This is a genomic window from Citrobacter sp. EC_71, from assembly GCF_019584005.1.
Taxonomy (GTDB): domain Bacteria; phylum Pseudomonadota; class Gammaproteobacteria; order Enterobacterales; family Enterobacteriaceae; genus Citrobacter; species Citrobacter werkmanii.
This window is the reverse complement of the sequence record NZ_VDAY01000006.1, coordinates 190,143-214,003: the sequence shown is the minus strand read 5'-3', so window position 1 is coordinate 214,003 and position 23,861 is coordinate 190,143. Positions and strand designations below refer to the sequence as shown.

Below are 23,861 nucleotides of genomic sequence, written 5' to 3'. Positions count from 1 at the left end.
TCTGTTTGTTTTCTTACCACATCAAATCATCAGGGATGACAAAATCAGCATACGGATCGTCTTCGTCCTTCGCTTCCTGGCTCAGCTCGCAATTTAATACGATATAGTTTGCATCGCGCTGGGCAATTTTATCGGCGACGACAGCCGGAATGATGGCATATTCGCTATCGCTACTGCTTTCAGCCGTCAGACGCGCAATGGCCAGGCGGCCCTTGATCAACTGTGATTGGGTCACTTTATCAACATAGACTTTTTTGATCAGATTATTATCAGTGAAGTTGTAACCAATATCGCCACGAGTAATGGTGATTTTGTTCATTTCAATCAGTTGCTTGATCTGTGCTTTATACTCTTTAGACAGCGCAGCCTGCTTTTGCTGCTCGCTGAGCAGCTTATCACGTTCGACCTGTGCTTTTTTATTCTCTTCCACCGCCTCTCTGGCTTCACGAGCCTGAACGCGCGATTTTTTCGCCGTTCTCTGCACTTTTGCCATTTTTTTACTGCTGACCAGACCTGCCTTAAGCATCTGTTCTTGTAGGGTAAGTTTTGTCATCGTCGCTTCTAATCCAATAAAATCGTTGTAGGGATTATAACCTTAACGTTCGGTGGGAAGCCAGATAAGGGGCGCGCTCTGCAGGTCGCTCTTTGGGCGACACCCGCGACGGGAGCGATCCTGTGTCTTTCTTCCGTTTTTCATCAGATTAATAATTACCCTGACTGGAATAAGAAATAACATGCTATATATTATTCAAATAATAAAATATAGATTCGCGAATATAATATAAATGGATATTTATGCTATTTATTCTAATTATATAGAGGTATATTGATCAATATTAAACCAAATACATAGCCATGTGTCTCCTGAAAAGATGTAAAGTGCAGCAACACCACGCCGATAACCATGACGAAAATATGGATAAGGGAGGTAAGTGGCATGTGGTGGGTTTATCGAATGCCGATGAAAATGAAGTTAATAATCGCGCTGCAACCACTATTATTGGCGTTATGTTGGTTTGCTGGTTCAGGAATATGGACGCGCATCGAAACAGAACGACAGATGGAGAATATTGCCCAACTGACAGCCCTCGCACGCAGTGCCGGAAATGTGGTGCATGAACTGCAAAAAGAGCGTGGAATGAGTGTCGGGTTTCTTGGGGCCGAAGGGAAGACGTTCAAAGATGAACTAAACGCGCAACGGGCGTTAACCGATCGCGAGATCGAGATATTTGTGCGTTCGCTGTCCGATACTGCCTTACAGGCAGGGGATGTGACCAACTCTGTCGCCGCGTTTAAGAAAAATATTCTGTCGCTGGCGACAATTCGGGAAAAGGTGACGCAATTGGGTCTGCCAGCCTCTGAGGTGGTTAAGTTTTATACTAGCGTTATTGCTGATGTACTGCATTTTGTTGGCCGGTTGGGGACGTTGACGGATTCCGGCGAGATGGCGAATTCATTTGCAGCCTACTACAACTTGCTGAATTTGAAGGAGCAAGCGGGCATTGAGCGAGCGCTGCTGTCAAATATCTTTTCCTCTGGTCATTTCGCCGACGGACAATTACATCAGCTTAGCGATGTGGTCAGTAAACAGAATGTCTGGCTGGCACAATCATTGCGCCTGAGTTCACCTGAACAGGCCGCCATGCTGAAAAGTCGCTTACAATCCACCGAAGCTACACAAGCGCTTTCATTACGCGAAGCCGCGTTTAGCCATGCGGCGAACGGTGGATTTGACGTCGATCCTACTGTCTGGTTTAAGGTACAAACCCAGCGTATTGAAGTGATGCGACAGATAGAAAATTTGGCGGCGAATCTTCTATGGGAGAGTGCGATAAAACTCGCACAGGATGCACGTAAGAACTGGCAGATATATATGGCCGTGAGCCTGCTGGCGCTACTGGCATCATTGGCGTTCGCCGGGGCCATCGCACTCAATATGCACCGTCAGTTCAGCGACACGCTAAGCAAGATTGCGGGTATGAACGGCGATCTGACTCAACGTCTGGCGACGCCAGGGAAAGACGAGCTTTCTTCACTCAATCGCGCCTATAACACGATGCTGGAAAATATTCAGCACATCGTACAGGAGATAAAACAAGGCTCTCTGGTGCTGTACGATGCCAGCAGCAGTATCACGGCGGGAAATCAGGATCTGGCCCAGCGCACCGATGAACAGGCCGCATCGATTGTAGAAGCCGTGGCCAGTATGGAACAGCTCTCAACGACGATTACGCAAACGGCGGACAATGCCCGCGAAGCGGAGCTCCTGACAATAAGATTGGAAAAAGAGGTTCGCCAGGCAAGTAACGTCGCCAGCGCGGCAAACCAGAGCATGGGGGATATTCGCTCCTCCAGTGAGAAAATCTCAAATATCGTTACCTCAATTGATGATATTTCCTTTCAGACGAATTTGCTGGCGCTGAATGCGGCTGTTGAAGCGGCACGCGCCGGAGAGATGGGCAGGGGGTTTGCGGTAGTTGCCAGTGAAGTGCGTAACCTTTCACAGCGCTGTGCTAAAGAAGCGAATCAGATCCGTGAGCTGGTGGCGCAGAATATGGTAAAAATCAGCGAGGGCGTTGAGCGGGTTACAGCGTCAGCTACCGCGCTAAAAGCGGCGGCAGATAATACCACCAGTATGAAGCAATATATCGGCGATATCGCCCGGGTGGCGACGGAACAATCGCTGGGTGTTTCCCAGATAAACCAGGCGTTGAGACCCATGGAGCAGGTCACGCAGCAAAACGCGGCGTTGGTTTCTCAGGCCGCGAATGACAGCCAGCGGCTGGATAATCTCTCCGTAACCATGAGGGATCTGGTTAATCGTTTTGTTGTCTGACATAAAACCGCTATCCCGATCCGGCAAAGGTGTCGGATCGGGAGGGCTCATTACCTCAGGATGAGCCTTATTCTATTAACGTAGCGCCAAAACCACCCTTCGCCGGGCATACAACGTTACCGCAGACAAGTAAAAATCGACATTTGCTGTCCGTAACGTTCGGGATTTGAGTTCTTTCATGGTGATACCACGAATATGACCTTCATCTATCAGTTTCTTAATCTCCGCTGTGCTGAGTAAAAGCTGGCGCTTTAATATCGATAGCGCACTGATCTGAAAAGCACAGGTAAGCCTGATGCTGACGGCGAAGTGTTGGTCAATATTGATGCTGGCCTGCCATTGCTCCTGAACACGAAAATCAGGCTTACCTGCAAGCTCAGCGTTGTTTCGGCTCAGAGTGGCTTTATCATGAGAATAATAGTGAACCGTACTGGCATCGTTCGTGATAAACCGATGGTACAGCTCTCGATTAATTTTGCTGATGTGAAACCGTGAGAACAGCGAGATATTCCACGTATATTCACAATGCGTGCATTTATAAATGCTCCAGATATCGAGCACTTTTTTTTGTGAATTAACCCTGAAGGCACCGGAAGGTGCAAACTCGCGTTTTATATTGCATGCGGGACAGCGTTTGGTAATTCGCTGGTACCCGGCAGGAGTGACAGTCCATGTGACTTTCATACCGTACCTTTTTTAACCCAAATAAATTCGGATCCGTATTGAACGAACCATCGTTTTTATATGAGAAAAATATTTGTTAGATATTTTTCAGTGGGTTAAGAAAAGATTTCTAACACGGTGACCCTGTCCGCCAGCCAATGAATTCCGTGAGATTAGCAGTGTGATAACAATTAAGTATATGAGTTGAGTCAATATTCGTTATGTTGCCGGGCTTTCGGTAGTCGTCTGTCGCTGGTAAAGTGAGCAGCAAATACCGAATGTGGCCAGAAGGGAATGCCGTGTGACCGGACGTATTGATTATCAGGCTGAAAAGTACAGTTTTACAGAGGCTGCTGAAAGTTCTCGTCTTATCGGCCAATGGGCTGACGTCATTGCGGAATGTCGGGAAATGAAGGCCGGCCCGGAAGAGCGTTTGCGTATTGCCTTACTGAACGTGGACTATGTGACCAGCTTTGAGCTGCCTTTTCGGTTGTTATTACTTCGAACCCCGCAATTGATTGCCAGCGTGCGTGACGCGCTACAGCTTAGCCAGAAAAACGTCATCTTCAATGGTAAACGCTTTGGGTGTGTATATACCCTGAAAGCGAGCCTTGACGGTATACCGGATGAATTTCAGTACCGGCTGTCGCATCGTATCCGGCGCATAGATCCAGAAGGGTTGACCGAAGCCCCTTACCAGCGGATCGCAAAAGCGGTGAAATCTCCACGGGAACGCCTGAAGATGGCGCTCGAATCAGGACTGGATGTCACGGCGTTGGACGGGCTTTTCTGGTTTGGCAGCCAGCGTATAGCGGCTGACGTACTGAGGTTGCGAAAATCAGGGATGCGGGTAGCGACGGGCCAGACATTGGTGTCTGATAATCTCACTGCAACAGTGAGAAATGTTCCGTTTTATCGCCTGGCACAGGGTTAAGCTGAAGAGACATTTTTCTGCCGTTTTGGGTCACAAGATAAAGGGTTTTTAGCAGAGGATATGAGCGTTCAGAGTGTCCCCTGCAGGAATCGAACCTGCAACTAGCCCTTAGGAGGGGCTCGTTATATCCATTTAACTAAGGGGACAAAGCGGCACGAGTATAGCGTTTTTTACCCTCAACGGTAAGTCTCAAGCCGCCTGACTGCTCAAACAGTCACCATTCAAGCCTGTTTTTTCTGGTTTTTCTGCTTTTGCTCGTCGCGTTTGGCTTGCTGCCTGGCTTCTTCCTTGCGTTTGTTGCTCATATCATTGCGAATCTGCGCGTGGCTCATCAGCGCAAAGATAAACGTACCGCCGCAGATATTTCCGGCGAGTGTCGGTAACGCAAAGGGCCAGAAGAAATCACCCCAGTGCAGCGTACCATTAAAGACCAGATAGAGAATTTCCACTGAGCCGACGACGATATGCGTGGTATCGCCTAGCGCAATTAGCCAGGTCATCAGAATAATGACCACAATCTTCGCCGCACCGGCCGCAGGAAACATCCAGACCATTGTGGCAATCAGCCAGCCAGAAATAATCGCGTTAGAAAACATCTCTGTTGGGCTGTTTTTCATCACGTCCATGCCGATTTTGACAAAGGCGTCGCGGGTCTGTTCATCAAAAATCGGCATATATTCAAAGGCCCATGCCGCAATGCCGGTACCGATAATATTGCCCAGTAAAACCACTCCCCACAGGCGCATTAACAGGCCAAAATTACCGAGGGTGGGGTTTTGCATAACCGGTAGTACGGCAGTGACGGTATTTTCGGTAAAAAGCTGTTGGCGGGCCATGATGACGATGATAAACCCGAAGGTATAACCAAGATTCTCGAGTAAAAAACCTCCAGGCACGCTTTCTAATTGCACGTGAAAAATCCCTTTTGCCAGTAACGAGGCACCCATCGATAGCCCGGCAGCGATGGCCGACCACAGCAGCGCCATCGCATCGCGTTCCATCTCTTTCTCCCCATCCTGGCGGATATGTTCATGGATCGCCATCGCCCGGGAGGGGAGTCTGTCCTCATCGACCTCTATCTTTTTACCTTCTAGCTTTTCATCACTTTCGACCTGGATTTCGTCGCTGTGCCGATCGATTTTTTCTTTCTCAATATCATTCATAGCCGAATCCTGAATAAGCACGTATTGCTAAAGCGTAGCGGTTTTTATCCGAAATTCAGCGGGACAAAGTCTGAGATAGCAAAAATGGTAACGTTTGTTTTTATCGGGTTAGCTAAAATAGAACCGCCGCGTAGTGTGCATTACCAGGCTATGATCAAATCAGTAAGACCGGGTATATAGACATCGTTTGACGTGCTGTTACAATCGCTCACATCTTAACAGGCGGATACGTCATCGTTCCGTCATGGATGGCAATCAGCGATAGCCATATTACACAGGGAGACACTTATGAAGCTTCGCCTGTCGGCGCTTGCGCTGGGAACCACACTTTTGGTGGGGTGTGCGAGCTCCGGTACTGAACAGCAGGGGCGTTCGGATCCATTTGAAGGGTTCAACCGCACTATGTACAACTTTAACTTTAATGTTTTAGATCCCTATGTTGTTCGACCGGTAGCAGTAGCCTGGCGTGATTATGTCCCGCAGCCGGCGCGTAATGGTTTAAGCAACTTTACGGGCAACCTTGAAGAGCCGGCCGTCATGGTCAACTATTTCCTGCAAGGTGATCCTTATCAGGGGATGGTGCATTTTACCCGTTTCTTCCTGAACACCCTGTTGGGGATGGGCGGATTTATCGATGTGGCGGGGATGGCGAATCCGAAGCTACAGCGCGTTGAACCACACCGCTTTGGCAGTACATTAGGCCACTATGACGTGGGTTACGGACCGTATATGCAGCTTCCGTTCTACGGTAGCTTCACGTTGCGCGATGATGGTGGCGATATGGTGGATACGTTGTATCCGGTATTGTCCTGGCTGACCTGGCCGTTGTCGATAGGTAAATGGACCGTTGAAGGGATTGAAACCCGCGCACAGCTGCTTGATTCCGACGGTCTGCTGCGTCAGTCTTCCGACCCTTACATCATGGTACGTGAAGCCTACTTCCAGCGTCATGACTTCATCGCGAACGGCGGGAAACTTAAACCAGAAGAAAACCCGAACGCGAAAGCCATTCAGGATGATTTAAAAGATATCGATTCCGAGTAAGGAATTGGTGCAAATAAAAAGGTGAGCTAAAAAAGCTCACCTTTTTTACGTCGGAAGAAAATCAGAACGCGTAGTTGAAGTTGGTTCCGAACAGCCAGGCTTTACCTTCAGAGTCGAAAGTATAATACGGGCCTTCTTTGACGGTCACGTTCTGCCCGTGCATGTAAGATACGCCGACGTCGATAGAAGCATCTTCGTTAAAGGCATAAGTAGTACCTGCGCTTAGCCACAGACGGTCCTGATCTGGTATGGAAATGGAGCGTTTGTTTGCTGGAACCGGGCTGTCGTCATAGGCGATACCGGTACGGAAGGTCCAGTTTTTATCCATATAGTAGGTTGTACCCAACGCCAGACGGTAAGAATCTCGGAAACCTTCTTCTTTATAGAACAGGGTTTGTCCGTTAGTACCGGTGGCTTTTAACTCCTGGAACTGGCTCCAACTGGTGTAAGCGATACTGTAGTGGATTGCCCACTGCGGAGCTACGCGGTTGTAACCCGACAGTTCCCACATTTCCGGCAAGTTAAGCGTCAATGAACCTGGAACCGTGGTGTTGTTGGTTCCCCATGGGAAATCAATACCAGCTTGCGGTGAACCGTTGACCAGACTGCTCAGTCCGCTCTTATAATCGCCGTCGAAATCGATTTTAACTTCAGAGCGGTACGTTAAGCCCCAACGGTTATCTTTATCCAGCTCGTACAAAATACCGGCGTTCCAGCCGTAGCCCCATTCGTCACCCTTCAGGCTGGCAATTTTGTTGCTGACTTTCGGTAATCCCGCAGTCATTTCACCGGAATAACGTTCAATTTTTGCATCGGCGTAGACGGCATTAAAACCAACACCAAAGCTCCAGCTGTCATTCAGACGGTAGGCACCGCTCAGGTTAAGGTTGACTGTTTTAAGGTCAGTCTTCCCACCGTATTCACCGACGATATAGCTGTCATTAAACTCGGTCGCCAGACCATAGTTAGAGGTGACAGATGCCCCCCAACCAAACTGTTCGTTGATAGGCATCACGAAGTGGGCGTTGGGAACCCACGCCGTCGGGGCGATGTTATCTGCGTCGGTGCTACGTCCGGTGAATGGCGATTTACCGGAAATATTCACGTCTGGATCGATATACACTGCACCCGCAGAAAAAGTGGGGCGATCAAACATCATAATCAGTGCCGGGTTACGACTGGCGTTACCTGCATCATCTGCAATAGCGCCTTCACCCGAATATGCCCGGCCAAGGCCAGAGGAAGAAAATTCGTTTAACTGAAAGCCTGCAGACCAGGCCTGTGTGGAGATAATTGCCACTGCGACTGCGAGAGCAGACTTTGTAAACAGGGTTTTCTGGCTCATGACCATAACCTCATAGATTTATTTTTATACAAACAATGTTACATACCGTAACAGGAGCGCGAAGTGTAGGGTCTGAGGTACGACATAGAAATCAGACCAGTGCCGAGAGTATAGGTCTGACCAGCTAAAATGTTGCAAGTATGTTTATAAATATTTTCAATTCTGATCTCGGAAACGCGATCCAGCTGGCAAAATTGCGGGTATGCGCACTCACCTGTTTGGGTGATTTTTGTTTTAGATCATTTTTAAGTGTGATTTCGGTCACTTATCGCATTTCATACAATTAACGACTGGAGAGGCGAAAGAGGGGAGCGTAAAATATCCCCATCGTTTATCTGGCACCTCAGGTGCGAATACAGAGGAAATCTACAATGAGTAAATGCAGTGCTGATGAAACCCCGGTTTGCTGCTGTATGGATGTTGGCACCATCATGGACAACTCCGATTGCACCGCGTCATACAGCCGTGTGTTCGCGAATCGCGCAGAGGCAGAAGAAACGCTGGCCGCTCTGACTGAAAAGGCGCGTGGCGTGGAATCTGAGCCTTGCCAAATCACCTCTACTTTTACTGAAGAGTCAGATGGTGTGCGTCTGGATATTGACTTTGTTTTTGCTTGTGAAGCAGAAACGCTGATTTTCCAGCTGGGCCTGCGTTAATCCCTTCTATTTATGCCCTTGCTACCTGGTGGCAAGGGCATTTTCGTAACAGTCAGTGATTATTCACTGTGTCTTAGCTCCCACTTTCTTTTCTCTCCGCTTGGCTAAATGTAAAAAATTGGTTAAGACTGTGATCAGGTCAGACCACTTATTTTTATTTTTTACAGGGGAGTGTTATGAGTCAGGCTTTACCGCTGGTTACCCGCCAGGGCGATCGCATCGCCATTGTAAGCGGATTGCGTACGCCATTTGCCCGTCAGGCAACCGCATTTCATGGCATTCCCGCCGTAGATCTGGGGAAAATGGTTGTTGGCGAACTGCTGGCGCGTAGCGAAATACCCGCTGATGTGATCGAGCAACTGGTCTTTGGCCAGGTTGTACAAATGCCTGAAGCCCCCAATATTGCTCGTGAAATCGTGCTGGGAACCGGTATGAATGTGCACACGGACGCCTACAGCGTAAGCCGAGCCTGCGCCACCAGTTTCCAGGCAGTGGCGAATGTCGCGGAAAGCCTGATGGCGGGAACGATTCGCGCCGGAATTGCCGGCGGGGCGGACTCGTCGTCAGTCCTGCCGATTGGCGTCAGCAAAAAGCTGGCGCGTGTGCTGGTGGATGTCAATAAAGCCCGCACGACAGGGCAACGCCTGAAACTGTTTTCCCGGCTGCGTTTACGTGACCTGATGCCTGTGCCGCCAGCCGTCGCTGAATATTCCACCGGCTTGCGCATGGGGGATACGGCCGAGCAGATGGCGAAAACCTATGGCATTACTCGCGAGCAGCAGGATGCCCTGGCGCATCGTTCGCACCAACGTGCCGCTCAGGCATGGGCTGAAGGAAAGCTCGCCAATGAGGTGATGACCACCTACGCGCCACCGTTTAAAGATCCTCTTTCCGAAGATAACAACATTCGCGGCAACTCTACGCTGGCCGATTACGCCAAACTGCGTCCGGCGTTTGACAGAAAGCACGGTACCGTCACTGCGGCAAACAGTACCCCGCTGACAGACGGCGCAGCCGCCGTGATACTGATGACGGAATCACGTGCTAAAGAGCTGGGACTGGTGCCGCTGGGGTATTTACGCAGTTATGCTTTCACCGCAATTGATGTCTGGCAGGACATGCTGCTGGGTCCGGCGTGGTCAACGCCGCTTGCGCTGGAGCGAGCTGGACTGACGATGGCGGATTTAACCTTGATCGATATGCATGAAGCCTTTGCCGCACAAACGCTGGCGAATCTTCAGTTGCTGGGCAGCGAACGTTTTGCCCGCGAAGTGTTGGGTAGGGCACATGCCACTGGCGAGGTTGATGACAGTAAATTTAACGTGCTGGGCGGATCGATTGCCTATGGACACCCCTTCGCCGCCACCGGTGCGCGAATGATTACGCAAACCCTCAATGAATTACGCCGTCGTGGCGGCGGTTTTGGCTTAGTGACTGCCTGTGCGGCAGGTGGCCTGGGTGCGGCAATGGTTCTGGAGGCAGAATAATGGAAATGACATCGGCTTTTACGCTAAACGTGCGTCTGGATAACGTCGCTGTTGTCACCATTGATGTGCCCGGAGAGAAAATGAATACCCTGAAAGCGGAGTTTGCTTCTCAGGTTAGGGCCATCCTGAAACAAATTCGCGATAACAAAGCACTGCGCGGTGTGGTGTTTATTTCGGCGAAACCCGATAACTTTATCGCCGGAGCCGATATAAACATGATTGGTAGCTGCCGCAGTGCGCAGGAAGCCGAAACGCTGGCCCGCCAGGGTCAGCAGATTATGGCAGAAATTCACGCGTTACCGATCCCGGTTATCGCCGCGATTCATGGCGCGTGTCTGGGCGGTGGCCTGGAGATGGCGTTGGCCTGCCATAACCGTATTTGTACGGATGATGCTAAAACCGTACTGGGTTTGCCGGAAGTCCAGCTTGGCCTGTTGCCCGGCTCCGGCGGCACGCAACGCTTACCACGCCTGATTGGCGTCAGTACCGCACTGGATATGATCCTCACCGGAAAACAATTACGCGCAAAACAGGCGCTGAAAGTTGGTTTAGTGGATGAAGTTGTACCGCATTCCATTTTGCTAGAAGCGGCCGTTGAACTGGCTAAAAAGGACAGTTCTGCGCACCGAACGCTGCCAGTGAGAGAGCGGGTGTTGGCGGGGCCACTGGGGCGAGCGCTGTTGTTCCGCATGGCCAGTAAAAAGACGGCGCAAAAAACGCAAGGTAACTACCCTGCAACAGAACGTATCCTTGAAGTCATCGAAACCGGGCTAGCGCAAGGCAGCAGCAGCGGTTACGACGCTGAGGCCCGCGCGTTTGGTGAACTGGCGATGACATCCCAGTCTCAGGCGCTACGGCACATCTTTTTTGCCAACACCGATGTGAAAAAAGATCCCGGAAGTGATGCGAAACCAGGCCCGCTAAATAGCGTAGGTATTTTGGGTGGCGGTCTGATGGGCGGCGGTATTGCCTATGTGACGGCCTGTAAAGGCGGCTTGCCTGTGCGTATCAAAGATATAAATGCTAAGGGAATCAACCATGCGCTGAAGTACAGCTGGGAGCAGCTTGAAACGAAGGTTCGTCGCCGTCATATCAAAGCCAGCGAGCGCGATAAACAGCTGGCGTTAATCTCGGGATCTACCGATTATCGCGGTTTTGCGCATCGTGATCTGGTGATTGAAGCCGTGTTCGAAGATCTGGCGTTAAAACAACAGATGGTGGCAGAAGTTGAACAAAATTGCGCACCTCACACTATTTTTGCTTCCAACACCTCATCTTTACCGATTAGTGATATTGCGGCTAAGGCTGCCAGACCTGAACAAGTGATTGGTTTGCACTTTTTTAGCCCGGTTGAAAAAATGCCGCTGGTTGAGGTCATTCCGCATGCTACGACCTCTGAGCAAACTATTGCAACAACCGTCAAGTTGGCGAAAAAACAGGGTAAAACACCGATAGTCGTCAGAGATAAGGCCGGGTTTTACGTTAACCGCATTTTAGCGCCTTACATCAATGAAGCTATACGCCTGTTAACCGAAGGTGAGCGGGTTGAAGTCATTGACGCCGCGCTGGTTAAGTTTGGTTTTCCGGTTGGGCCAATCCAACTTTTGGATGAGGTCGGAATTGATACGGGCACTAAAATTATACCTGTGCTTGAGGCCGCGTATGGAGAACGTTTTAGCGCGCCTGCAAATGTTGTTGCTTCAATTTTGAATGACGATCGCAAAGGTAGAAAAAATGGTCGTGGTTTCTATCTTTATGGGGCGAAAGGGCGTAAAAGCAAAAAACAGGTCGACCCTGCAATTTATACGCTTATAGGCGCTCAGGGCCAGGCCCGACTCACCGCCACGCAAATTGCTGAGCGGTGTGTCATGTTAATGCTCAATGAAGCAGCACGCTGCTTCGACGAGAAGGTCGTCCGCAGCGCGCGTGATGGCGACATCGGCGCTGTATTTGGTATTGGTTTTCCGCCATTCCTCGGCGGCCCGTTCCGGTATATGGATTCTCTCGGCGCGGGTGAAGTAGTTGCGGCTCTGCAACGGCTATCAACACAATATGGCACGCGGTTTACGCCGTGTGAGCAGTTATTGCTGATGGCGGAACGTGGTGAAAGATTCTGGAATAGTAGGGAAACTGACCTGAATTCATGAGGTCAAAGGTAGGATGAATCCGCACTGAATGTATGGCTCATGCTCAAAATGTAAACAGAGATTGACTATACTTACGCCGTTGAGGTAAAAAACAGCGTTTCATTCGGTGAATGGATAAGGCACAATGCCGGCCACCATATCGTTACCACGGTCAATAGGGGCTGTGACTAACTGGTGTTGGTGATTCTGGTTAACAAAAGCGGTGCAATATGCAAGTTTTTATCATGCGTCACGGCGACGCGGCCCTCGATGCCGCCAGTGATTCGGTTCGTCCTTTAACCTCTTGTGGTTGTGACGAATCTCGCCTGATGGCGAACTGGCTGAAAGGTCAAAAAGTGGATATCGAACGCGTTCTGGTGAGCCCGTTCCTGCGAGCCGAACAAACGCTGGATGTGGTGGGGGAATGCATGAACCTGCCAACCGACGTGGATGTTTTGCCGGAGCTGACTCCCTGCGGCGATGTCGGTCTGGTCAGCGCCTATTTACAGGCTCTGGCCAATGAAGGTATCGCCACGGCGCTGGTGATCTCTCACTTGCCTTTAGTGGGGTATCTGGTGTCTGAGCTTTGCCCAGGCGAAACTCCGCCGATGTTTACCACGTCAGCGATTGCCAGCGTAACGCTTGATGAAAGCGGAAAAGGGGTTTTCAACTGGCAGATGAGCCCGTGTAACCTCAAAATGGCGAAAGCGATATAAGTAGGCCGGATAAGGCACAACCACCATCCGGAAAATAAAAGAGCCGCAAACGCGGCTCTTTCTGTTTTTCTGCATCAGGGAAGTTCTGGCGGCAGCCACTCTTCCACTTCAATCAGCACCAGCAGCGCGGCGTCGCCCCCATACTCTTTCGGCGCCTGATGAAAGGCCATCACGTGCGGATGCTGTGCCAGCCAGAGAGGCGTTTGCTGTTTAAGAATATGCTTTCCGTGGCCATGCATAACGCAGGCGCAAAATACGTGCTCACGACGACAGGCGGCGATTAGCGCGCCTAGTTCCTGTTTGGCCTGTTGCTGGGTCAGTCCGTGCAAATCGAGAAATAGCTCCGGGGAGTAGTCGCCACGACGCATTTTCTTCAGTTCGAAATGGCTGACGTCAGCACGCAGATATCTCACCGGGCCGTCCGTGTTCAGCAACGGCTGAAATTCGTCAGAAAAATAGTGGCTGGCATCAGCCTGTTCCTGCAACAGCCTTTTAACCGGGACCTCGGTGATTTTTTTACGTAGCGGTCGGTGAACAATAGTGTCTTGCTTAATTTTACGCGTGCCGGTCATCAGCTGGCGAAACAGCGTCTGATCCTCCTCGCTGAGCGATGTTTTCTTTTTCATTCGAGAGTCTCATCTTTTATTTTCCGTTAGTTTAACCCGACTCGACGGGCATCCGATCGCTTAAAACGCAATTTTCGCGTTCAGGCCCGGTGTGGATGCTGATTTATCGCCGTCTTCGTGGCAAACTAGCCGCCGAAATTAATACGAGCATGCCCTGGAGGAATACGTGGATAAAATTTTCGTCGATGAAGCAGTGAGTGAACTGCATACCATTCAGGACATGTTGCGTTGGGTGGTCAGCCGTTTTAGCGCGGCGAACATCTGGTATGGCCATGGCACGGATAACCCATGGGACGAGGCCGTACAGCTGGTGCTGCCGTCGCTCTATTTACCGCTGGATATACCTGAAGATATGCGCACTGCGCGTCTGACCTCCAGCGAGCGCCATCGTATTGTTGAACGCGTGATTCGCCGCGTCAACGAGCGTATCCCGGTTGCTTATCTGACCAATAAAGCCTGGTTCTGCGGGCATGAGTTTTATGTTGATGAACGCGTGCTGGTTCCACGCTCACCGATTGGCGAATTGATCAATAATCGTTTTGCGGGCCTCATCAATGAGCAGCCGCAGCATATCCTTGATATGTGTACCGGCAGCGGCTGCATCGCTATTGCCTGCGCGTATGCTTTCCCGGAAGCCGAAGTGGATGCGGTGGATATTTCCACTGACGCGCTGGCGGTGACCGAACACAATATTGAGGAACATGGTCTGATCCATCACGTGACGCCGATCCGCTCCGATCTGTTCCGCGATCTGCTGAAAGTGCAGTATGACCTGATTGTGACCAACCCGCCCTACGTCGATGCGGAAGATATGTCCGATCTGCCAAACGAATATCGTCATGAACCTGAGCTGGGTCTGGCGTCCGGTAGCGATGGGCTGAAACTGACTCGCCGCATTCTGGGGAACGCTCCAGATTACCTGGCAGATAACGGTATTCTGATTTGTGAAGTCGGAAACAGCATGGTACATCTGATGGAGCAGTATCCGGATGTACCGTTCACCTGGCTGGAGTTTGACAACGGCGGTGACGGTGTATTCATGCTGACCAAAGAACAGTTAGTTGCTGCTCGCGAGCATTTCAGCATTTATAAAGACTAAATACACGCGCACAAACACAACACTCATAACGGAGCCGTGATGGCAGGAAACACAATTGGGCAACTCTTTCGCGTAACCACATTCGGCGAATCACACGGGCTGGCGCTCGGTTGTATTGTCGATGGTGTTCCGCCGGGCATTTCTCTGACAGAAACTGACCTGCAGCACGATCTCGACAGACGTCGCCCGGGGACGTCGCGTTACACTACGCAGCGCCGTGAACCGGATCAGGTGAAAATCCTCTCTGGTGTGTTCGAAGGCGTGACCACCGGTACCAGCATTGGTCTGCTGATCGAAAATACCGATCAGCGTTCACAGGATTACAGCGCGATTAAGGATGTTTTTCGTCCTGGTCACGCCGACTATACCTATGAGCAAAAATATGGCCTGCGCGACTACCGTGGCGGCGGACGTTCTTCCGCACGTGAAACAGCGATGCGCGTGGCGGCTGGGGCGATTGCCAAAAAATATCTGGCGGAAAAGTTCGGCGTTGAAATTCGCGGCTGTCTGACGCAGATGGGCGATATCCCGCTGGAGATTAAAGACTGGTCTCAGGTGGAGCTTAACCCGTTCTTTTGCCCGGATCCGGATAAAATCGAGGCGCTCGATGAACTGATGCGCGGCCTGAAAAAAGAGGGCGACTCCATCGGAGCAAAGGTCACCGTGGTGGCAAGCGGCGTACCTGCGGGTCTCGGTGAACCTGTATTTGATCGCCTGGATGCCGACATTGCCCATGCGCTGATGAGCATTAACGCCGTTAAGGGCGTAGAGATTGGTGATGGGTTTGACGTTGTCGCGCTGCGCGGCAGCCAAAACCGTGATGAAATCACCAAAGACGGTTTCCAGAGTAACCATGCGGGCGGCATTCTGGGGGGGATCAGCAGCGGGCAGCAAATCGTTGCACATATGGCGCTGAAACCAACCTCCAGTATTACCGTTCCCGGACGCACGATTAACCGCTTTGGCGAAGAAGTCGACATGATCACCAAAGGACGCCACGATCCGTGTGTTGGGATCCGCGCCGTGCCGATCGCAGAGGCAATGCTGGCGATCGTATTAATGGATCACCTGCTGCGTCAGCGGGCGCAAAACGCGGACGTGAAGACCGATATTCCACGCTGGTAAGAGATGAACAAAATGGCACTTGCGGCGCTGGCTCTTTTTGCCAGCACCGCCTGCCTGGCGGCGACGCCCTGGCAGAAAATTACCCATCCGGTGGCAGGCAGCGCGCAGTCTATCGGCGCGTTCTCCAATGGTTGTATTGTTGGCGCCGATACGCTGCCTGTACAGTCTGAGCACTATCAGGTGATGCGCACCGATCAGCGACGTTATTTTGGTCATCCGGATCTGGTGATGTTTATCCAGCGTCTGAGTAATCAGGCGAATAATCTGGGGCTGGGCACGGTGTTAATCGGCGATATGGGCATGCCGGCCGGTGGGCGTTTCAATGGCGGTCATGCCAGCCACCAGACGGGACTGGATGTGGATATTTTCCTGCAGTTGCCGAAAACGCGCTGGACCCAGTCACAATTGCTGCGTCCTCAGGCGTTAGATTTGGTCTCACGGGATGGCAAACATGTCGTGCCGTCGCTGTGGAAGCCGGAGATTTTCAGCCTGATTAGGCTGGCGGCAAAAGATAATGAAGTCACGCGTATTTTTGTGAATCCGGCGATTAAGCAGCAGCTGTGTCTGGATGCAGGGACCGACAGGGACTGGTTGCGTAAAGTGCGACCGTGGTTCCAGCATCGTGCGCATATGCACGTACGATTACGTTGTCCTGCTGACAGCCTGGAGTGCGAAGATCAACCTTTGCCCCCACCGGGTGACGGCTGTGGCGCAGAGCTGCAAAGCTGGTTCGAACCTCCTAAACCTGGAACCACCAAGCCTGAGAAGAAGACACCGCCGCCGTTGCCGCCTTCCTGCCAGGCGCTACTGGATGAGCATGTACTCTAATGGATCATTTTGTCTCTCTGTTTATGGTGTCGCCACTGCTGTTGGGTGTGCTTTTTTTTGTGGCAATGCTGGCAGGTTTTATTGACTCTCTGGCCGGGGGCGGCGGTTTACTCACCATCCCGGCATTGATGGCGGCTGGAATGCCGCCCGCGCAAGCACTGGCCACCAATAAGCTGCAGGCCTGCGGGGGATCTATCTCTTCCTCGATCTATTTTATTCGCCGGGGCGTGGTTAATCTGGCGGATCAGAAGCTCAACATCTTCATGACCTTTGTCGGTTCAATGAGCGGCGCATTGTTGGTCCAGCATGTGCAGTCCGACATATTACGCCAGATCCTGCCGGTGCTGGTTATCTGTATTGGCCTCTACTTTCTGTTGATGCCCAGAGTGGGCGAAGAAGACCGGCAGCGTCGACTGCACGGTTTGCCTTTCGCGCTGGTGGCCGGAGGCTGCGTTGGTTTTTACGATAGCTTTTTTGGTCCGGCAGCGGGATCGTTCTACGCGCTGGCTTTTGTCATGCTGTGCGGATATAACCTGGCGAAATCGACGGCCCACGCCAAAGTATTAAATGCCACCTCGAATATCGGTGGGTTGTTGCTGTTTGCCCTCGGCGGCAAAGTGATTTGGGCGACCGGGTTTGTGATGCTCATTGGCCAGTTTATTGGCGCACGGATGGGATCGCGACTGGTGCTCAGCAAAGGACAAAAACTCATTCGGCCTATGATCGTTATTGTCTCCGCCGTAATGAGCGCCAAGCTACTTTACGATAATCATGGACAGGAGATTCTCCACTGGCTGGGGATGAACTAATGAATAACACCCATCACTACGAACAGTTAATTGAGATTTTTAACGGCTGCTTTGCCGATGAATTTAATACCCGTCTGATTAAAGGCGATGACGAACCGATCTATCTTCCTGCTGATGCGGAAGTACCGTATCACCGTATCGTTTTTGCGCATGGTTATTACGCCAGCGCCTTACATGAAATTTCGCACTGGTGTATTGCGGGTAAAGCGCGTCGTGAGCTGGTTGACTTTGGTTACTGGTACTGCCCGGATGGACGCGACGCGAACATGCAATGCCAGTTTGAAGATGTGGAAGTGAAGCCGCAGGCGTTTGACTGGCTGTTCTGCATGGCGGCGGGCTATCCGTTTAACGTCAGTTGCGACAATCTGAACGGAGACTTTGAACCGGATCGCGTGGTATTCCAGCGTCGTGTGCATGCCCAGGTGATGGAGTATCTGGAAAAGGGGATCCCGGAGCGTCCAGCGCGCTTTATTAACGCGTTACAGAATTATTATCACACGCCTGAACTTAAGGCGGAACAATTCCCGTGGCCCGAAGCGCTCAACTGAAGCCGCCGCCACGTTTACAATGAGGAAAGAAGATGATCGCGGAGTTTGAATCACGCATTCTGGCATTAATCGACGATATGGTAGAGCACGCCAGCGATGATGAGTTGTTTGCCAGTGGCTATTTGCGTGGGCACCTGACGCTGGCCGTAGCAGAGCTGGATGCTGGCGAGGACCATTCCGCTGAGGCATTGTACGCCAATGTGACCAGCAGCCTGGAAAAAGCGATTAGCGCAGGCGAACTTTCGCCGCGTGATCAGGCGTTAGTGAAAGAGATGTGGGACATGCTGTTCCAGAAGGCGACAAAACAATAATTGCAGTGGATTGTGCCGGATGGCGACGTTAAGGCGTCTTATCCGGCCTACGTGGACTGACGATTCGGGTTCAGTTTGTAGGCCTGATAAGCGCAGCGCATCAGGCAATGATGAGAGGGTATCTTATTTCACCGCTTTTCCCTTCAATAACTTCCTGACCCACAACCGATTCGGGTTCAGTGCCGCCAGCGTATTGGCATCCATAGGAATAGGTTCATCGCTCATTTGCGAGGCCAGAATTTCTGCACACAGTGGGGCTGAACACAACCCGCGTGAACCCAATGCCCCCAGCATAAATAAATCAGCATAAACCGGGGCGCTTACCGCGTGCGCTTTGTCTTCGGCAAGCCTGGCGTACTGGCTGAGCGTGGCGTCATAGTCTGCGACATTGCCCACCATCGGGATGTGATCGCGCGTAGCGCAGCGGACCCCGCAACGGGCGGCATGCGCACTGACGTCCACCTCTTTTGCCCATGCGGCGTGCGGGAAGCAGTCGATTAAGCGCTGACGATTTTGCTGCTGGTCCTCCTCGCGATACTCAGTCTCTTCACTCCCACGATGATAGCTGGCACCAATGCAGTGTTGCTGGTTTTGCGGGTTATGCGGCGTGAGGTAACCGTCGTAGCACAACACCTGGCGTAGCGCTGACAGCGCGGGCGTGGTGGGGATATGACTCACCTGGCCGCCAACGGAATAGACCGGTAACGTCTGCGTCAGCTCAAAGCGGTTAATGCGATGGCCGTTAGCCAGAACCACCGCTTCGTGAGTGGCGGTTTCTCCACAGGCAAACTGCAATTGCCAGCCTGCTGTCTGGCGTGAAAGTGAGGCCAGAGTATGTTGGTAGCGGGTGCGTAATCCCAGGGTTGTGGCATAGTCCAGTACGGCAGCGGTTAACTGCGCCGGGCACAGCCATCCACCGGCAGGATACTGAATCCCGCCGCACCCGGTTTCGACGCCGGTGGTCTGTAAAACCTGCTCTGCGTCAACGCCGACGGCAAGCGCATCGGGCAGTTCAAGAGACAGCATTTGAGTGATTTTCTGCTGACTTTTTTCATCCCATGCGAGCTGCGTCACGCCGCACCAGTCATGCGCGAACTCTACCGGAAGGGCGTCATACAGGCGGCGGGCGAAGGTAAACGCGGTGGGGAAAAAGAGATTAATGGCCGCGTCATGCTTGCTGAGTAACGGATAGAGCGCGCCCTGACGGTTACCTGATGCGCCTTCGGCTGGTTTCGCGTCTGCGCAATAGAGCGTGACCTGCCAGCCGCGGCGCAGTAGCGCCAGCGACAGCAATGCGCTGGCGATGCCCCCGCCAATAATAGCGGCTTCGCGCTTATCTGTGCCCGTGCGCGTGAACCATGGAGCCGATGAAGGGAGTGCCAGAGTCTGTTCCATGGCGCCACAAAGCATTTCGCGTTTGCGACCAAAGCCTTTGCATTTTTGCATCGTAAATCCGGCTTCCTGCAACCCCCGTCGCACAAAGCCTGCCGATGTGAAGGTAGCCAGTGTGCCGCCGGGGCGAGCCAGTCGGGCCATCGCGTTAAACAACGTTGGCGTCCACATGTCAGGATTTTTTGCCGGGGCGAAACCGTCCAGGAACCAGGCGTCCACTTTTTGATTCAGGGAATCATCGAGTTGGCTGGTCAGTTCGTTAATATCGCCAAACCACAGATCCAACGTGACGCGCCCATCATCAAGAAGCAGACGATGGCATCCCGCCAGCGGCAGCGGCCACTGCGCCTGTAACGCCGTGGCCCACGGGGCAAGCTCCGGCCAGTGCTGATGGGCTAAAGTTAAATCTTCACGCGTCAGCGGATATTTTTCAAAACTGATGAAATGTAATCTTTTCAGAGTAGCGTCAGGGTGCGTATCGCGAAAATCAGCGAATGCCTGCCAGAGAGTCAGGAAGTTAAGCCCGGTGCCAAACCCACTTTCTGCCACCACGAAGAGGGGACGTGAATGCACAGGGAATCGCTGTGCGAGATGATTCCCGCCGAGGAAGACGTAACGTGTCTCTTCCAGCCCGTTATCATTGGAAAAATAGACATCATCAAAATCTCGGGAAACAGGTGTACCCTCAGCGTTGAATTCAAGGTTGGCAGGTTGTATAGCGTATTGTTTCACGTAAGTTACTCGTCTGGCAGGCTGTGCCCCGATCTTAGCGATGAGTGCCTGGCTGCGCAAATTTCCACATTAAATGGCTGATCGGACTTGTTCGGCGTACAAGTGTACGCTATTGTGCCACTCGAAACTTTAAAATAGTGCGACTTACAGAGGTATTGAATGAAACGTGCAGTGATTACTGGCTTGGGCATCGTTTCCAGCATCGGTAATAACCAGCAGGAAGTCCTGGCATCTCTGCGTGAAGGACGTTCAGGGATCACTTTCTCTCAGGAGCTGAAGGACTCCGGCATGCGTAGCCACGTATGGGGCAACGTAAAACTGGATACCACTGGCCTCATTGACCGCAAAGTAGTGCGCTTCATGAGCGACGCATCCATCTATGCATTCCTTTCCATGGAGCAGGCTGTGGCGGATGCCGGTCTTGCTGCAGAAGATTACCAGAATAACCCGCGCGTTGGCCTGATTGCAGGTTCCGGCGGCGGTTCCCCGCGTTTTCAGGTGTTCGGCGCTGACGCAATGCGTAGCCCGCGTGGTCTGAAAGCGGTTGGCCCGTATGTGGTCACCAAAGCGATGGCGTCCGGCGTTTCTGCCTGCCTCGCAACGCCATTCAAAATTCACGGCGTAAACTACTCCATCAGCTCTGCCTGTGCGACATCTGCGCACTGCATCGGCAACGCAGTAGAACAAATTCAACTGGGTAAACAAGACATCGTGTTTGCTGGCGGCGGCGAAGAGCTGTGCTGGGAAATGGCGTGTGAATTCGACGCCATGGGCGCGCTGTCTACCAAATATAACGACGATCCGTCTAAAGCTTCCCGTACCTATGATGCAAACCGCGACGGTTTTGTTATCGCAGGCGGCGGCGGTATGGTGGTGGTTGAAGAGCTGGAACACGCTCTGGCTCGTGGCGCACATATCTACGCGGAAATCGTCGGTTACGGCGCTACCTCTGATGGCGCAGACATGGTTGCCCCGTCTGGCGAAGGCGCAGTACGTTGCATGCAGATGGCGATGCATGGCGTCGACACCCCGATCGACTACCTGAACTCTCACGGTACCTCTACTCCGGTAGGCGACGTGAAAGAGCTGGGCGCAATCCGTGAAGTGTTTGGCGACAACAGCCCGGCAATTTCTGCAACCAAAGCGATGACTGGTCACTCACTGGGCGCGGCTGGCGTGCAGGAAGCCATCTACTCTCTGCTGATGCTGGAACACGGCTTTATCGCGCCAAGCATCAACATTGAAGAGCTGGACGAGCAGGCGGCGGGTCTGAACATCGTGACCAAACCGACCGAGCAGGCGCTGACCACCGTAATGTCCAACAGCTTCGGCTTTGGCGGTACCAACGCTACGCTGGTTATGCGTAAGCTGAAAGCGTAAGTCTGCAAAATAAAATGCAAAGGGGAGTCTGATGGCTCCCTTTTTTATTTATTCATTTTTTCGTACTCCGGCGCGATTTCCGCCGACCAGGCTTTGGCTCGTGTGATATCACCAGTGCTGTAGATTGGCTGTTCAAATTGATTATCCAGATCCCGCACGCGATAAATTTTCCAGCGACCCTCTTCCCAACGCGTATACACTTCCAGTTGCATGGGCGCTTCGCCTGCTGGCCCACCTAATTGTACTTCCACCTTTTCGCCACCGAGAAAGTGTTGAGCTGCTCCAACCCGTAGCCGCGGGATCCATTCAGGGTCGTAATCCTGCACGTACATAAAATAGTCAGAATTTATTATTTCCTGCTCGTAAAGGCTGTCAATCAGCGCCAGACGGTCGATAACGTCTTTCGCCACATAACGTTGCATGAGCGCGGACGTATCTCGATCTTGTGTGTAGGCGGACATCCACGCGAGATAGAATTGTTTAACATCCTGAGTGCTGTCACTGCGTGATGAAGAACAGCTACAAAGTAACAAAACCAGAGCAATCAATGGGAACGCTTTCATTACTACTTCCTGTAAATAGTGTATGAAGGTTTTGCCGCCCGATAGCCTGGTCCCGCCCACATATCACGTTGTCTAAAATCGGAGTACCACTCCTGACCGTCAAATATCGCCATATGACCGCTTGGGTTTCCTCCCTCATAAGGTTGAATGACGACGACATCTCCAGCTCTGGGCTGTTCATATGTACCGATAGGACGGAATCCTGCGTTTTTTAACAACGGTCCATAATCTTTAGCATGGTAGGTATTCCCAAGATTGATACCACCGGCCTGAATGGCTTTACGGGTAAATTCTGCACAACGCTTTTGAGAATGGCTGCCTGCATGAGATTTTGCATAATTTGTTGCTGCTGTTTTATCCCAGCTCATCACGACTCCTGTTAAGAGAATATTTAATAAGTTCGTGTATTGCTTTAACAGGATTTAATCTGACGAGAATGACCGATAGTGCTATTAATATCGAAAATACATTTACTTGAAATATTAATTAATCCGTTTGGTAAATTATTGGTGATAAATTTATAATTTATGTTTATTCTTTATAACCGTTTTTTTCTTGATTTCGAAAGATAGCGTGACGGCCAAATCACGTCCGGTGTGGTTTCCAGTGCCTGTGCGATGATCTGTTCTGCGCGCGGCCAGTTGCGGGTAAATACATTACGCAGCGAATCTGGAGATAAGCCTGCCGCACGTGACAATTCTCTGAGCGTAATGCCTCTTTTTTCCAGTGCACTTTTAATATCTGCACGATGCCAGTCTTGGCTTTTTTGTTCCATTCTGTAATCCTAAGAAGATGTGTTATCGGCGCCGATATTTTTCAGGGTATAAATTAGAAAGCCAAAAAGAATGTAACTTTCTTTTTGACGTTGGAATATTGCCAGAATTAATCTGAAATTTCGCGCAAAAGAAAAAATATTTTTATTTCATCAGCAGAAAGGAAAATAACTGATGGTAAAAGAGTGGTTTACGGTGAAGGAGTGTCTTGAATTGCCTGGGTTTCCGAGAAGCGCACCAGCCGTTCGCTTGCGCTTAAATACCTACAGTGAAGGAAAAGAGGGCGTCAAACGTAAGCGTGCGAAGTCTAAGGCTGAGGAATTTCATATTTCTGTGTTTCCGCTATATGTCCGCTCGTATCTGAATAAAAATGAGCAAACAGAAGCGCCAGATCGTAACATCGTGCAGGAAGCCGAGCCCAAAGAGATTTGGGATATGATGTTCCGGCTCCTGACGCCGCAGCAGCGTGAACAGGTAACCGGATTGTTCAGAACGAAGGGAATTGACGCTGTATTTCCCTTTTTGTTTGTAGACAAGTCATCGTTTTGATACGTGTAGCTATGTTTTCACAGTTGACAGCCCGGGCCCCTCACAGGCAGACTCCAGCTTCAACATTATCCTCTTGATAATGCGTAAGCGTTTAACGTTATCCAACGCACCTTAATCCTGAAAGTCAGGTAGAGGGGGCGTGGGCATTCCTCGCCT

The 23,861-nt window shown here is 51.4% G+C and carries 24 protein-coding genes and 1 tRNA gene; 15 read left to right on the top strand and 10 right to left on the bottom strand.

Annotated features, from left to right (window positions below; translation table 11 throughout):
• Positions 1-13: 13 nt before the first annotated feature.
• Entirely contained in the window at positions 14-553 is a 540-nt protein-coding gene (locus FHD02_RS08815; RefSeq protein WP_079223254.1) for a DUF2058 domain-containing protein, read from the bottom strand.
• Positions 554-937: 384 nt separating this feature from the next.
• Here FHD02_RS08815 and FHD02_RS08810 point away from each other — a divergent pair, with 384 nt between their 5' ends.
• On the top strand, positions 938-2,836 hold the full coding sequence (locus FHD02_RS08810) for a methyl-accepting chemotaxis protein (protein WP_137360980.1): 1,899 nt from the start codon (positions 938-940) through the stop codon (positions 2,834-2,836).
• Positions 2,837-2,911: 75 nt separating this feature from the next.
• On the opposite strand, the gene FHD02_RS08805 is transcribed toward FHD02_RS08810, so the two are convergent.
• A complete protein-coding gene (locus FHD02_RS08805; RefSeq protein ID WP_137360979.1) occupies positions 2,912-3,520 on the bottom strand; it encodes a DUF1062 domain-containing protein in 609 nt (202 codons plus the stop codon).
• A 280-nt stretch (positions 3,521-3,800) separates the two neighbouring features.
• Here FHD02_RS08805 and FHD02_RS08800 point away from each other — a divergent pair, with 280 nt between their 5' ends.
• Positions 3,801-4,433, top strand: a complete 633-nt coding sequence (locus tag FHD02_RS08800; protein WP_137371286.1) for a DNA-binding protein — start codon at positions 3,801-3,803, stop codon at positions 4,431-4,433.
• A 74-nt stretch (positions 4,434-4,507) separates the two neighbouring features.
• Here the strand turns inward: FHD02_RS08800 and FHD02_RS08795 are convergent.
• Both FHD02_RS08795 and FHD02_RS08790 read right to left on the bottom strand, forming a co-directional pair.
• A tRNA-Arg gene (locus FHD02_RS08795) sits at positions 4,508-4,579 on the bottom strand.
• A 75-nt stretch (positions 4,580-4,654) separates the two neighbouring features.
• A complete protein-coding gene (locus FHD02_RS08790) occupies positions 4,655-5,587 on the bottom strand; it encodes a formate/nitrite transporter family protein (RefSeq protein ID WP_170972932.1) in 933 nt (310 codons plus the stop codon).
• A 297-nt stretch (positions 5,588-5,884) separates the two neighbouring features.
• Between FHD02_RS08790 and mlaA the strand changes: the two genes are divergently transcribed.
• The gene (gene mlaA / locus FHD02_RS08785; protein WP_038642393.1) at positions 5,885-6,640 is read left to right on the top strand and encodes a phospholipid-binding lipoprotein MlaA; all 756 of its coding nucleotides are present in this window, start codon (positions 5,885-5,887) and stop codon (positions 6,638-6,640) included.
• A 61-nt stretch (positions 6,641-6,701) separates the two neighbouring features.
• Here the strand turns inward: mlaA and fadL are convergent, their stop codons facing one another.
• Positions 6,702-7,985 carry a long-chain fatty acid transporter FadL gene (gene fadL, locus FHD02_RS08780; protein WP_137360976.1) on the bottom strand — a complete coding sequence of 428 codons (1,284 nt, stop codon included), beginning with the start codon at positions 7,983-7,985 and terminating at the stop codon, positions 6,702-6,704.
• A 371-nt stretch (positions 7,986-8,356) separates the two neighbouring features.
• On the opposite strand from fadL, the gene FHD02_RS08775 reads away from it, so the two are divergent.
• The 4 genes from FHD02_RS08775 to sixA all read left to right on the top strand — a co-directional run bounded on the left by FHD02_RS08775 (position 8,357) and on the right by sixA (position 12,970).
• Positions 8,357-8,641 (top strand): YfcZ/YiiS family protein, encoded by a 285-nt coding sequence (locus FHD02_RS08775; RefSeq protein ID WP_038642389.1) that lies wholly within the window; start codon positions 8,357-8,359, stop codon positions 8,639-8,641.
• A 176-nt stretch (positions 8,642-8,817) separates the two neighbouring features.
• The gene (gene fadI, locus FHD02_RS08770) at positions 8,818-10,128 is read left to right on the top strand and encodes an acetyl-CoA C-acyltransferase FadI (protein WP_137360975.1); all 1,311 of its coding nucleotides are present in this window, start codon (positions 8,818-8,820) and stop codon (positions 10,126-10,128) included.
• Positions 10,128-12,275 (top strand): fatty acid oxidation complex subunit alpha FadJ, encoded by a 2,148-nt coding sequence (gene fadJ, locus FHD02_RS08765; RefSeq protein WP_220393812.1) that lies wholly within the window; start codon positions 10,128-10,130, stop codon positions 12,273-12,275. Before fadI ends, fadJ begins: the two co-directional genes overlap by 1 nt.
• A gap of 209 nt (positions 12,276-12,484) precedes the next feature.
• Positions 12,485-12,970, top strand: a complete 486-nt coding sequence (sixA, locus tag FHD02_RS08760) for a phosphohistidine phosphatase SixA (RefSeq protein WP_137350052.1) — start codon at positions 12,485-12,487, stop codon at positions 12,968-12,970.
• Between the two features lie 74 nt (positions 12,971-13,044).
• On the opposite strand, the gene smrB is transcribed toward sixA, so the two are convergent.
• A complete protein-coding gene (smrB, locus tag FHD02_RS08755) occupies positions 13,045-13,596 on the bottom strand; it encodes an endonuclease SmrB (RefSeq protein ID WP_006683613.1) in 552 nt (183 codons plus the stop codon).
• Positions 13,597-13,762: 166 nt separating this feature from the next.
• Between smrB and prmB the strand changes: the two genes are divergently transcribed.
• The 6 genes from prmB to FHD02_RS08725 are packed head-to-tail and all read left to right on the top strand — an operon-like array spanning position 13,763 to position 18,316.
• Positions 13,763-14,695 carry a 50S ribosomal protein L3 N(5)-glutamine methyltransferase gene (gene prmB / locus FHD02_RS08750; protein ID WP_220393811.1) on the top strand — a complete coding sequence of 311 codons (933 nt, stop codon included), beginning with the start codon at positions 13,763-13,765 and terminating at the stop codon, positions 14,693-14,695.
• A gap of 39 nt (positions 14,696-14,734) precedes the next feature.
• Positions 14,735-15,820, top strand: coding sequence for a chorismate synthase (gene aroC, locus FHD02_RS08745; protein ID WP_137360972.1), 1,086 nt, complete (start codon positions 14,735-14,737; stop codon positions 15,818-15,820).
• A gap of 3 nt (positions 15,821-15,823) precedes the next feature.
• The gene (mepA, locus tag FHD02_RS08740; protein ID WP_042307048.1) at positions 15,824-16,648 is read left to right on the top strand and encodes a penicillin-insensitive murein endopeptidase; all 825 of its coding nucleotides are present in this window, start codon (positions 15,824-15,826) and stop codon (positions 16,646-16,648) included.
• Complete coding sequence (locus FHD02_RS08735; RefSeq protein ID WP_220393810.1) at positions 16,648-17,457, top strand: sulfite exporter TauE/SafE family protein; 810 nt, start codon at positions 16,648-16,650, stop codon at positions 17,455-17,457. The genes mepA and FHD02_RS08735 overlap by 1 nt, the downstream gene beginning before the upstream one ends.
• The gene (locus FHD02_RS08730; RefSeq protein ID WP_137371282.1) at positions 17,457-18,005 is read left to right on the top strand and encodes an elongation factor P hydroxylase; all 549 of its coding nucleotides are present in this window, start codon (positions 17,457-17,459) and stop codon (positions 18,003-18,005) included. The genes FHD02_RS08735 and FHD02_RS08730 overlap by 1 nt, the downstream gene beginning before the upstream one ends.
• 32 nt (positions 18,006-18,037) lie before the next feature.
• Positions 18,038-18,316, top strand: a complete 279-nt coding sequence (locus tag FHD02_RS08725; RefSeq protein WP_042307051.1) for a YfcL family protein — start codon at positions 18,038-18,040, stop codon at positions 18,314-18,316.
• A 123-nt stretch (positions 18,317-18,439) separates the two neighbouring features.
• Here the strand turns inward: FHD02_RS08725 and mnmC are convergent, their stop codons facing one another.
• Positions 18,440-20,440: a bifunctional tRNA (5-methylaminomethyl-2-thiouridine)(34)-methyltransferase MnmD/FAD-dependent 5-carboxymethylaminomethyl-2-thiouridine(34) oxidoreductase MnmC gene (mnmC, locus tag FHD02_RS08720; RefSeq protein ID WP_220393809.1), complete on the bottom strand. Its 2,001-nt coding sequence runs from the start codon at positions 20,438-20,440 to the stop codon at positions 18,440-18,442.
• Positions 20,441-20,599: 159 nt separating this feature from the next.
• Between mnmC and fabB the strand changes: the two genes are divergently transcribed.
• Complete coding sequence (gene fabB, locus FHD02_RS08715; RefSeq protein WP_038642358.1) at positions 20,600-21,820, top strand: beta-ketoacyl-ACP synthase I; 1,221 nt, start codon at positions 20,600-20,602, stop codon at positions 21,818-21,820.
• 44 nt (positions 21,821-21,864) lie between these two features.
• Here the strand turns inward: fabB and FHD02_RS08710 are convergent, their stop codons facing one another.
• The 3 genes from FHD02_RS08710 to FHD02_RS08700 form a co-directional block, all read right to left on the bottom strand.
• Positions 21,865-22,383: a YbjP/YqhG family protein gene (locus FHD02_RS08710; RefSeq protein ID WP_137360970.1), complete on the bottom strand. Its 519-nt coding sequence runs from the start codon at positions 22,381-22,383 to the stop codon at positions 21,865-21,867.
• Positions 22,384-22,385: 2 nt separating this feature from the next.
• Positions 22,386-22,751, bottom strand: coding sequence for a CHAP domain-containing protein (locus FHD02_RS08705; RefSeq protein WP_137360969.1), 366 nt, complete (start codon positions 22,749-22,751; stop codon positions 22,386-22,388).
• Positions 22,752-22,921: 170 nt separating this feature from the next.
• Positions 22,922-23,158, bottom strand: coding sequence for a helix-turn-helix domain-containing protein (locus tag FHD02_RS08700; protein WP_220393808.1), 237 nt, complete (start codon positions 23,156-23,158; stop codon positions 22,922-22,924).
• Between the two features lie 172 nt (positions 23,159-23,330).
• Here FHD02_RS08700 and FHD02_RS08695 point away from each other — a divergent pair, with 172 nt between their 5' ends.
• Positions 23,331-23,705 (top strand): DNA-binding protein, encoded by a 375-nt coding sequence (locus FHD02_RS08695; RefSeq protein WP_137360967.1) that lies wholly within the window; start codon positions 23,331-23,333, stop codon positions 23,703-23,705.
• Positions 23,706-23,861: the final 156 nt, after the last annotated feature.

Bases quoted from the DNA above. Each gene is read 5' to 3' on its own strand.
- FHD02_RS08815 (WP_079223254.1), bottom strand. From the start codon at position 553: ATGACAAAACTTACCCTACAAGAACAGATGCTTAAGGCAGGTCTGGTC.
- FHD02_RS08810 (WP_137360980.1), top strand. From the start codon at position 938: ATGTGGTGGGTTTATCGAATGCCGATGAAAATGAAGTTAATAATCGCG.
- FHD02_RS08805 (WP_137360979.1), bottom strand. From the start codon at position 3,520: ATGAAAGTCACATGGACTGTCACTCCTGCCGGGTACCAGCGAATTACC.
- mlaA (WP_038642393.1), top strand. From the start codon at position 5,885: ATGAAGCTTCGCCTGTCGGCGCTTGCGCTGGGAACCACACTTTTGGTG.
- fadL (WP_137360976.1), bottom strand. From the start codon at position 7,985: ATGAGCCAGAAAACCCTGTTTACAAAGTCTGCTCTCGCAGTCGCAGTG.
- FHD02_RS08775 (WP_038642389.1), top strand. From the start codon at position 8,357: ATGAGTAAATGCAGTGCTGATGAAACCCCGGTTTGCTGCTGTATGGAT.
- fadI (WP_137360975.1), top strand. From the start codon at position 8,818: ATGAGTCAGGCTTTACCGCTGGTTACCCGCCAGGGCGATCGCATCGCC.
- fadJ (WP_220393812.1), top strand. From the start codon at position 10,128: ATGGAAATGACATCGGCTTTTACGCTAAACGTGCGTCTGGATAACGTC.
- sixA (WP_137350052.1), top strand. From the start codon at position 12,485: ATGCAAGTTTTTATCATGCGTCACGGCGACGCGGCCCTCGATGCCGCC.
- smrB (WP_006683613.1), bottom strand. From the start codon at position 13,596: ATGAAAAAGAAAACATCGCTCAGCGAGGAGGATCAGACGCTGTTTCGC.
- aroC (WP_137360972.1), top strand. From the start codon at position 14,735: ATGGCAGGAAACACAATTGGGCAACTCTTTCGCGTAACCACATTCGGC.
- mepA (WP_042307048.1), top strand. From the start codon at position 15,824: ATGAACAAAATGGCACTTGCGGCGCTGGCTCTTTTTGCCAGCACCGCC.
- FHD02_RS08735 (WP_220393810.1), top strand. From the start codon at position 16,648: ATGGATCATTTTGTCTCTCTGTTTATGGTGTCGCCACTGCTGTTGGGT.
- FHD02_RS08730 (WP_137371282.1), top strand. From the start codon at position 17,457: ATGAATAACACCCATCACTACGAACAGTTAATTGAGATTTTTAACGGC.
- FHD02_RS08725 (WP_042307051.1), top strand. From the start codon at position 18,038: ATGATCGCGGAGTTTGAATCACGCATTCTGGCATTAATCGACGATATG.
- fabB (WP_038642358.1), top strand. From the start codon at position 20,600: ATGAAACGTGCAGTGATTACTGGCTTGGGCATCGTTTCCAGCATCGGT.
- FHD02_RS08710 (WP_137360970.1), bottom strand. From the start codon at position 22,383: ATGAAAGCGTTCCCATTGATTGCTCTGGTTTTGTTACTTTGTAGCTGT.
- FHD02_RS08705 (WP_137360969.1), bottom strand. From the start codon at position 22,751: ATGAGCTGGGATAAAACAGCAGCAACAAATTATGCAAAATCTCATGCA.
- FHD02_RS08700 (WP_220393808.1), bottom strand. From the start codon at position 23,158: ATGGAACAAAAAAGCCAAGACTGGCATCGTGCAGATATTAAAAGTGCA.
- FHD02_RS08695 (WP_137360967.1), top strand. From the start codon at position 23,331: ATGGTAAAAGAGTGGTTTACGGTGAAGGAGTGTCTTGAATTGCCTGGG.